The organism is uncultured Blautia sp., assembly GCF_902497045.1.
Lineage (GTDB): Bacteria > Bacillota > Clostridia > Lachnospirales > Lachnospiraceae > Blautia_A.
This window is the reverse complement of the sequence record NZ_CABVDF010000108.1, coordinates 1-9,064: the sequence shown is the minus strand read 5'-3', so window position 1 is coordinate 9,064 and position 9,064 is coordinate 1. Positions and strand designations below refer to the sequence as shown.

Sequence of the window (9,064 nt, the reverse complement as noted above, 5' to 3'; positions counted from 1 at the left end):
TGTTTTATTTTATCAGGAAAATTATTTTTTGAATATGAGAATTTCAAAAATCTTTTTGTCAGCGAGATGAAAAAGACTGGGATAATAAGATTCTCTTTGCCAGAACACGGATTTTGTGATTAACATAATCAATACTTCTCCTGCATACATTGTAAAAAGATGTATCCAGGGGAATTTTTGTGAAAGATTATATCGAAGAACGGGCAGTGAAGATAGCATCTTATATCATTGAAACCAGGGCAACAGTACGACAGGCAGCTAAAAAATTTGGAATCAGTAAAAGTACGGTACATAAAGACTGTTCTGAACGTTTAGCAGAGATAAATCCTGGACTGGCGGCAGAGGTACGCCAGATTTTGGATGTAAATAAGGCAGAACGTCATATAAGAGGCGGGCTGGCTACTAGGGAGAAATATCTCCACAGAGCTTTATAAGAAAAGGAGAACTGCTGTGTTAATGGGATAAACCACAACTGCAGCAGTTCTTTTTTGGATTCTTGTATTTTGTATATAAATCAGATAGAATGTAAGTAAAATATTTTACAGAATTTTCGCATAAACAGAACGCTATTGCGAAAATTATGGAGGAGGAATTATGCAGCCTGTACTTACTTTTGGAGAAATGAAGCTGCGTACTGTAGAATTGGGGCAGCAGAGCAGTGTTCCGGATCTTCTGGGAGAAATGATTCTTCAGAATAATCTGAAGTTTGAACTGGGTGAAAAGGATGAAATTTTTGAGGCATATGGAAGAAAAGCCACTGTATATCCATACAGACAGCAGAATGGATATACCAGGAAACTGTCAGAAAAAAAGGTCAGAACAGCAGTCTTGGAGAATGACTGGCTGAAAGCAGTGTTCTTACCGGAGTATGGAGGAAGATTGTGGAAGCTGTGGGATAAGGAAGCAGAAAGGGATCTTTTATATACAAATGATGTTCTTCGCTTCAGCAATCTGGCAGTGAGGAACGCATGGTTCAGCGGAGGGGTGGAATGGAATATTGGTGTGATCGGCCACACTCCTTTGACTGCAGAGCCTTTATATACAGCACAGACAGAAACAGAAAAAGGAGAGCCGGTTCTTCGTATGTATGAGTATGAAAGAATCCGGGGCGTAGTATATCAGATGGATTTCTGGCTGGAAAAAAGAAGCCGTTTTCTCAACTGCAGAATGCGGATTGTAAATGAAAGTTCCAGAGTTATTCCTATGTACTGGTGGAGCAATATTGCAGTTCCGGAGTATGAGGGAGGACAGATCACAGTTCCGGCAGAAAGTGCTTATACAAATAGTGATGGTGTGGTTTATAAGGTTCCGATCCCTGTGGTTAAGGGGAAAGACATCACGGACTATCAGAATATAAAAAATTCTGTAGACTATTTCTTTGATATACCGGAAAAGAATCCGAAATATATTTTTAATATGGATAAAAACGGATATGGACTTATGCAGGTATCTACCAGAAGGCTGGGCAGCAGGAAGCTGTTTTCCTGGGGAAATTCTGACGGATCCAACCGCTGGCAGGAGTTTTTGACAGAGGAGGCTGGCAGATATCTGGAGATACAGGCGGGGCTTGCCAAAACTCAGTACGGCTGTATTCCTATGGCTCCTCATACTGCCTGGGAGTGGATAGAACAGTATGGAGCAGTGCAGCTTTCTGATGAGACCAGACAAATGGATCATGAGGAAAGAAGTAAAGTTCTTATTGAAAAAATGAAACGGAAAAGAGTTCCTGATAAACTGGAGCAGATGCTGAATAATACGGATAAAATGGCAAAAACCAAAGCAGAACTTATATGGAAAGGGCGTGGTTACGGTGCTATGGAGGAACATGGCAGAGGCGTTTCCCACCTGGAATTTGAGGTTCAGGAAAAGCCATTAGAGAAATGGAAAAGGTTTTTTGAAACGGGAATACTTCATTGTCCGGATCCTTTAGAAGTTCCGGATGAGTTTCTGATCACAGAAGAAAATCTTGCTTTTCTGAAGAAAAATATCTTAGAAAAAAACAGCCATAACTGGTATGCGTTTTATCATCTTGGCATCGGATATTTTGTATCCGGAAAATATAAAAAAGCAAAAAAAGCATTCAGAGAATCTTTGGAAATAGAAGAAAATCCATGGGCGCTGCATGGACTGAGCTGTATTTATCTTCTTCAGGAAAAAAGACAAAAAGCGGTTTCCTGTATCAAAAAGGGAATAGCTATGAGAGCAGAGGATACCTCCTATGTGAAAGAGGGATTTCGTATTCTTCTTTTCTGTGAGGCATACGACGATATCTGCAGCATATATAAAGGGCTGGATAAAAATTTTCGCAAAAATAACAGGATCTGTTTTGTCTATATCAGTGCTCTTCATAAACTGGGGAAGGACGAAAAAGCATACAGGATTCTGGAAAAGAATGGGGGAATGATACTGGAAGATATCCGGGAAGGAGAAGATTCTATCGGACAGCTGTGGAGTGAGCTGTATGGGAATCTTTTCGGAGAGACGGCGGAGATTCCGCATAAATTTAATTTTAAATCTATATGAGAGATACTTAAAAGGGCTGTTACAGCCCTTTTAGTATGTTTATCAGCTTTTGATTTTGTTCCGGCAGCATGATGCAGAACCGGATAAATTCTCCGTCAAGACACTGGAAAGAGGAACAGTCACGGATCATCATACCCTGGCGGATACAGGCATCAAATACCTGGAAAGAGGTCAGCTCCGGCTTGATGATCTTTAGAAGGAGAAAGTTTGCATAGGCAGGATATACCTTGAAAGCAGGGAGCTCCTTCAATTCATGGTACAGTTTTTCTCTTTCAGCAAGGATCAGATCCCGGGTTTTTTGAATGTAGTTTTTGTCTTTTAGAAATAATTCTCCGGCAAAGGCTCCAAGACTGTTCAGGGACCAGGGAATCTGTTTTTCTTTCATTTTAGAGAGAAAGGCTTTGTTTCCGCTGATTCCGTAGCCGAGGCGCATGCCCGGAGCGGCAAAAAATTTAGAGACACCCCGTAGAATCATGAGATTGTCGAATTCCCGGGTCAGCGGTACGGCAGTGACTGCAGAGATATCCGGTGCAAACTCTACATAGGTTTCATCGATCATTACAAAAATATTTTTTTGTCTGCAGAAAGTTAGAAGTTTTTTCATATCCTCATGAAGGATGGCGGAGGAAGTAGGATTGTTGGGATTGCAAAAGATCAGAAAATCATATCCGTTCTCCAGTGTACGGCACAGATCCTCTATATCAGGGAAAAAATCTTTGTTTTCCTGTAAATGATAATATTCCTGCGTGCTTCCGGAAAAAGTCAGCTCCCGGGAATATTCAGAGTAGGTAGGGCCAAGGATCAGAGTATGTTTTGGCGCCCGTTCCTGAATCAGCAGTGAGATTAACTCGCTGGAGCCGTTGCCGGGAAGAATATAATCGGCAGGTATGCTGCAGTATTCAGAAATAGTATCTCTTAGAGAGGTATAGTTTCTGTCAGGATAGGAGGACAGAAGATTCAGATTTTCAGACAGTTCTTTTTTTATACTGGGAGACAATCCCAGAGGATTTACATTGGCGGCAAAATTAATAATATTTTCCTTTTTTAGATGATAATGACCGCATATTTTTTCGATATCGCTTCCGTGAAAAACAGGTTTTGAATTCATGGGAATACTCTCCTTTCTCAGCAGTCTTTTTCTTTATCATATAGTATTTTTATTTCCTGTGCAACAGATTTCAGACATATTGACACTGCGGTATCGTAAGAGTAGAATGCATATAGAAATATGAAAAAGGAGAAACATTATGAGGCTGGAAATTGTAAAAAACGCACTTGAAAATAAGAAGATCAAATATCAATATACAGAAGAGGACGGATGTGGAAGCCTGGATTTTATGTTCCGGGGACTGAGCTTTCATGTATGGGAATATCATGATGGCGTCTGGGGTGCAGAGACCAATGTATATGAAGCCGGAAGAAGTCAGGATATCGAGGGGGATTATGAAAATATGATTGCAGAGGAAATTCTTTCCTGGCCGGATATGATTGCCTGAGAGCTGCAAAAAATACCGGAAGAGAAAAGAACGGTACTCTTTTTCTTCCGGTTTAGGGCTTGTTTATCTGTTCTTTATGATGAAATCATAGATACGTCTGCAGTTGTTGTGATCGCGGAAAGCGAAAAGATCTTTCCGCATTTTTTTGTATTTTTCTTTCTCGTGAAAATCAGATTGAATATAGTCCTTGATGGTGTTTATCAGCTGATCTTCCAGGATACAGCGATCGCCAAAAAGATCATGTTCCATATCCATATAGCTTCCGTTTGTCTTTTCGTATAGTTCTGAATCAAACTGATAAAAGACCACGGGTTTTTCCAGATAATATACATCCCAGCACACACTGGAGTAATCGGTAATGAGCATGGAGCATTCCATGATCAGGTGGTTCAGAGGACATTGTCCAAAGGGAATCAGCTGAATCAGAGGACTTTCTGAGTGAAAAGATTTCATAAATTCTTTGAGCTTTGGATGGATATAAAAGACCATACATGTATTGCTTGTTTTCAGCAGGTCCAGCAGTGCTTCGTTTTGGAACAGATGCATATAGGTTTGGTAATAATCGCTTTTGCAGAAAAAATCATCATCCTTATCTTCCAGCCAGGAACGCCAGGTAGGCATAACAAGGATTTTTTTTCGGCAGGGATCCGATTTATTTTCCAGAGCATCCCATCTTGCCAGACCTACAACAGGGACATGGGAGGAATCATATCCAAAATATTCTGTGACGATCCGCTGTTCCTTCTCAGAGGAAACTGCAAAATAGGTCATAGGGCTTGCTCCGTTTTTGCCAAAAAGTGTTTCTACCCGTTTCAGTCCCAGGACACCATGCTGCAGAAAAAAGATATCATGCCGATTGATCTCTCTGGATATCAGATTGGGCATGGGCTTCCATGCAAAAGCGTGGAGACGGGCATCGGAAGCTACATAAAGATCTGCCAGAAGCAGATAAAGTATATGGCGGAAACTCATAAAAGGCAGGATTTGTTTTCGGTATTTCTGCATAGCTGGCCATTGAGGAGACGCTTTATCCAGTATAAAATATATACGGCGTCTTTCTTCAGGCGGAAGCTGTTCCATACAGTAGCGGAAAAAATAAAAGCCGTTATCCTGTGCGGAGGAGCTGTACTTTTCATAGATAAGCCATATTTTTTTCTTTTTCCATAAGGGTTTCAGCAGCTTGGAAAGTAAGAGTGCAGTCAGCTCCCGTATGTGAGTGCCGGCTCCGTCGTACTTTGTCAGTGGACGGCAGCGAAGAAGGAATTTATGTCCGGGTCCTCCCATTGGAAAAAACAGAAAGTTATGACCAGGCTTTATTTTATAACTGAATAAAATCAGGGCTGCGCGCATATGACCATTCAGAATCGGTGTATATTTTCCTGTTTCAGAGCTGACGGCAATTTCCCAGTCATCGTTTTGAAGACGCAGTAAGCCGGCATCCATGGAGGTCTGTATTACAGTCCTGTCAGTATGAGATACGGAGAAAACCATAGGAACCGCAGCCGGGCTCATTTCGTTTCTGCAGACCAGTTCAATGCTCAGTGGTTCCAGTTTCTGATCTGACTGAAGAGTCATATAGATTATGGATTTTTTGATTTTGACGGATGTAACGTAAACGATAGTTTCCATGACAAACTCCTTGTAATATAGTATAATAAATGTCTGCAGAAGGCATTTATAATGATTTTATAATACATTGGGATCATTGTCAAAATATAAAAAGGAACAGGATATTATATGAAAGAAAACTTAAGGTTTACAAAAAAAAATACACTTGCGGTGAAAGGTATCGCGATTATTTTTCTGCTGTGTTACCATTGCTTTTCTCAGAGAGCCAGACTTTATGGAGCGGAGGTGAGCTTCTGGCCTCTGTCTGATGAAACAGTATTTATGATATGCAGAAGCATGATGATGTGTGTGGGAATGTTTGCTTTTTTGTCTGCGTACGGGCTCACCTTATCTATAAAGTCATCATGGCCGGACTATCAGTTTTCGGGACATGATGCGGCAATGTTTGTGCTGAAAAGGTATGTAAAGCTGTTTTTTATGTTTATGCTGCCGTTTCTTTTCTGTTCCGGCATTACTTTTGTTACAGGTACGGGCAGTTACCGATACCGGAATGGATTTTGGGAAAACGTGGCCGGTGTTGTTATGGATTTCTTTGGGGTAGGGCAGATATTTGGAACGACGCTAATGGTAAATACCTGGTGGTTTTTAAGTCTGGAAATACTGATCATAGTGTTTATGCCTTTTATGATAAGGTTTTACAGAAAATACAGCTGGCTGATGGTTCCTATGATCCTTCTTCCCGGAAGCTTTCTTCTGGAGAAGCAGGTTCATTTAACAAAGTATCTTTTTGTGGTTCCTCTGGCGGTATGGTTTGCAGACAGGCAGATCCTGGAACGACTGAAAGCGTTTTCTCCTGTGAAAAACAGGACAGTGGGAAAAATACTGAAATTTGTTTTGCTGACAGGATTTCTCCTTGTGTTGTTTAAGGTGTATGATACGCCATGGGGAATTAAGCATTTTGAATTCCTTTTGAATGGTCTGGTACCTGCAGTGGTAATCTGGTGGGCATACGAATTTGTTATAGAGCTTCCTGTACTCAGGTCTGTTCTGGAGTTCCTGGGCAGACATTCTGCGGATATCTTTTTTACCCATACATTTGTACGTTCTTTGTGGATGACAGATGTGGTGTATTCTTTCCGCCATGGGCTGTTTATCTTTTTATTCCTGCTGGGAGTAAGCCTTATGATTTCTTTTATTCTGGATTTTATCAGGAAAAAATTAGGGTACAATAAGATTACCGGAAGAATAGCAGACAGATTTCTGACATGGGCAGACAGTAATTTATAAGAGAATGATTTTTAAGAAAAACGACAGCTGGTTTATTGATCCGGCTGTCGTTTTACAATTACAGTAATTTTTCTTTGATCTCTTCACAGATATGTCTGCTGTGCTGCTGATCTGAAAAATTAAAATAGAATTTTCTCATTTTTTCGTATTCTGGTTTCATCTTAAAGTTGTTTTTTATATGTTCTTCAAGCAGGCTCAGAAGCTGCTCCTGATTTTCGGCACGGTCTCCGAAAAGGTCGGTTTTCATATCCAGATAACTTCCATGAGCTTCTTCATATTTATCCAGGTCAAACTGATAGAAGATGGTAGGTTTATCCTGATAGAGAATATCCCAGCATACGCTGGAGTAGTCGGTGATCAGCATGCGGCACCGCATCAGCATTTCGTTGACTGCAGTTTCTCCAAAAGAAATCAGATGGATCCGTGGGCTTTTGGACTGGAACTGATCGGAGTATTCCTGGAATTTAGCATGAAGATAGAAATTTATCTCCAGATCATATTTTTCCAGCAGATCAGCCAGCTTTCTGGAATTCAGAAGAGCCATATAATGGGTAAAGTAGTCGCTTGCTTCAAAGTCTTTATCAGGAACAGAATCAAGCCAGTTTCTCCAGGTTGGCATGATCATAATTTCCCGTCGGTCCTGAGATTTGTCATGAAGTACGTCCCATCGGGGCAGACCGGTGTTGATCACTTCTTCCGGCTTATAGCCAAAATTATCTATAATGGTTTGTTTTTCAGTCTCTGTAGAAACAACAAACAGATTACATGCACCTTTCTGACCTTTTCCATAAAAATTATCTACTTTTTTCAGAGCAATTACTCCGTGCTGGAGAAAAACAAAAGGTATTTTCTTTATATACCGGTTAAAGATACTGTGCCTGCTCTGAAGAGGGTAGGTATGGTACCTGGAATCAGAGCTGACGATCAGATCGGCAGCCAGGATATAGCAGAGATGCCGGATGCTCATAAAATCCAAAAGCCGGTTTTTATAAGGAAGAACACGTTCCCGGTCAGGAGAGTCCTTTGTTATGATGTAGTAGATATTCTTTTTAAGGAATTGTTCTTCTTTATTTTCCATACAGTGTTTAAAGAAATAATATCCATTATCCTGTGCCATGGAAGAAAATTTTTCACATACAAGGCAGATGTGTTTTTTCTTCCAGTAAGGGCGGGCGATCCGATAAAGAAAGATGGCAAGAAACTCCTTGAAGATAACGCTGAGCCCATCATATTTATTTTTTTCCCGGTATGCAAAAGCCAGTGTCTGTTTGCCTGTATAGTATGGATAAAGGAAAAAGCCTTTTTCACCGGAAAAAGAACCGTTGTAAAGAAACTTCTGGTACATTCTGGAAGGAACGTCCATGGATATGGGAAGCTCCCCGGTATTTTCTGTGACAGGTCCCTGAAGCACTGCACGAACATCCCAATAGATACTTTTTAAATCTACCGTTTTTAGATCCAGGGCTGCTGTTATACGAAGCATATTTCCGTGTTTTTTTTCTGAGACGGTATGAAAATCATAGGAAATGGCATCTTCGGCCAATTTGCTTCGAAAAGTGAAAACTGTTTTTACATATTTATGAAAACCTGTTTCAAGATCAAACTTCAGCTTTAGTATGCCTCCGGTCATGCGGCAGGAGCGGAGACGGCAGGCGTGAGTAAGTTCCAGATACCGGTTCCGACTGCAAAGAGCAGCGCAGAAAAGATTTTTAAAGTCTTTTTTATTGGAAGCAACGCCTACATATTCTACAGAAGAAGTGGATGGAGTTTCCTGCAGCCATATTTCTGCGGCAAAAATCCGGTATCTCTGAAGTAAGGAAGCAGGCGGCTCCTGTTCGCGCAGAGTGTAGAAGACCTGTTTGCCGTTAAGTGTGCATTCTATAAAAAAACAAAAGGTTGTCTGTCTGCCAAAAACAGCCATTTCTTTGAGAGGGGAAAGATCTATCAGGAAACAGTCAGTTCCTGCAGGCTGGGATTTAAGATAAAAAGGTCTGTCTTCCTTGATGTTCTGGACCAGAACACGTACTTCTCCGGAACAGGAAGAAGGGAGATCGGCAATGGAGACTGTAATGAAATCTTTTTGGGTCTCTGCAGATGTCAGTTTAAGAGTTCCTTCATTTTTATCAAAAAGTGAAAAGTTTATATCAGGGTTTTTCGTATGGCTCATAATACCTCCAAATATGATGTGT

7 protein-coding genes are annotated in these 9,064 nt (G+C 40.8%); 4 read left to right on the top strand and 3 right to left on the bottom strand.

The features are described 5' to 3' along the window. Window positions 1–179 precede the first annotated feature (179 nt). Window positions 180–434 carry a sporulation transcriptional regulator SpoIIID gene (gene spoIIID, locus RDS42_RS09050; RefSeq protein ID WP_308783375.1) on the top strand — a complete coding sequence of 85 codons (255 nt, stop codon included), beginning with the start codon at window positions 180–182 and terminating at the stop codon, window positions 432–434. Window positions 435–594: 160 nt separating this feature from the next. Then, complete coding sequence (locus RDS42_RS09045) at window positions 595–2,523, top strand: DUF5107 domain-containing protein (RefSeq protein WP_308783374.1); 1,929 nt, start codon at window positions 595–597, stop codon at window positions 2,521–2,523. 19 nt (window positions 2,524–2,542) lie between these two features. On the opposite strand, the gene RDS42_RS09040 is transcribed toward RDS42_RS09045, so the two are convergent. Beyond that, complete coding sequence (locus tag RDS42_RS09040) at window positions 2,543–3,631, bottom strand: histidinol-phosphate transaminase (protein WP_308783373.1); 1,089 nt, start codon at window positions 3,629–3,631, stop codon at window positions 2,543–2,545. Window positions 3,632–3,770: 139 nt separating this feature from the next. Here RDS42_RS09040 and RDS42_RS09035 point away from each other — a divergent pair, with 139 nt between their 5' ends. Further along, window positions 3,771–4,019, top strand: coding sequence for a kinase (locus RDS42_RS09035; RefSeq protein ID WP_308783372.1), 249 nt, complete (start codon window positions 3,771–3,773; stop codon window positions 4,017–4,019). A 63-nt stretch (window positions 4,020–4,082) separates the two neighbouring features. Here RDS42_RS09035 and RDS42_RS09030 read toward each other — a convergent pair whose 3' ends face one another. After that, window positions 4,083–5,648 carry a CDP-glycerol glycerophosphotransferase family protein gene (locus RDS42_RS09030; RefSeq protein WP_308783371.1) on the bottom strand — a complete coding sequence of 522 codons (1,566 nt, stop codon included), beginning with the start codon at window positions 5,646–5,648 and terminating at the stop codon, window positions 4,083–4,085. 108 nt (window positions 5,649–5,756) lie between these two features. On the opposite strand from RDS42_RS09030, the gene RDS42_RS09025 reads away from it, so the two are divergent. Further along, window positions 5,757–6,875, top strand: a complete 1,119-nt coding sequence (locus tag RDS42_RS09025; RefSeq protein ID WP_308783370.1) for an acyltransferase family protein — start codon at window positions 5,757–5,759, stop codon at window positions 6,873–6,875. 58 nt (window positions 6,876–6,933) lie between these two features. Here RDS42_RS09025 and RDS42_RS09020 read toward each other — a convergent pair whose 3' ends face one another. Beyond that, window positions 6,934–9,042: a CDP-glycerol glycerophosphotransferase family protein gene (locus RDS42_RS09020; RefSeq protein ID WP_308783369.1), complete on the bottom strand. Its 2,109-nt coding sequence runs from the start codon at window positions 9,040–9,042 to the stop codon at window positions 6,934–6,936. Window positions 9,043–9,064 lie beyond the last annotated feature (22 nt).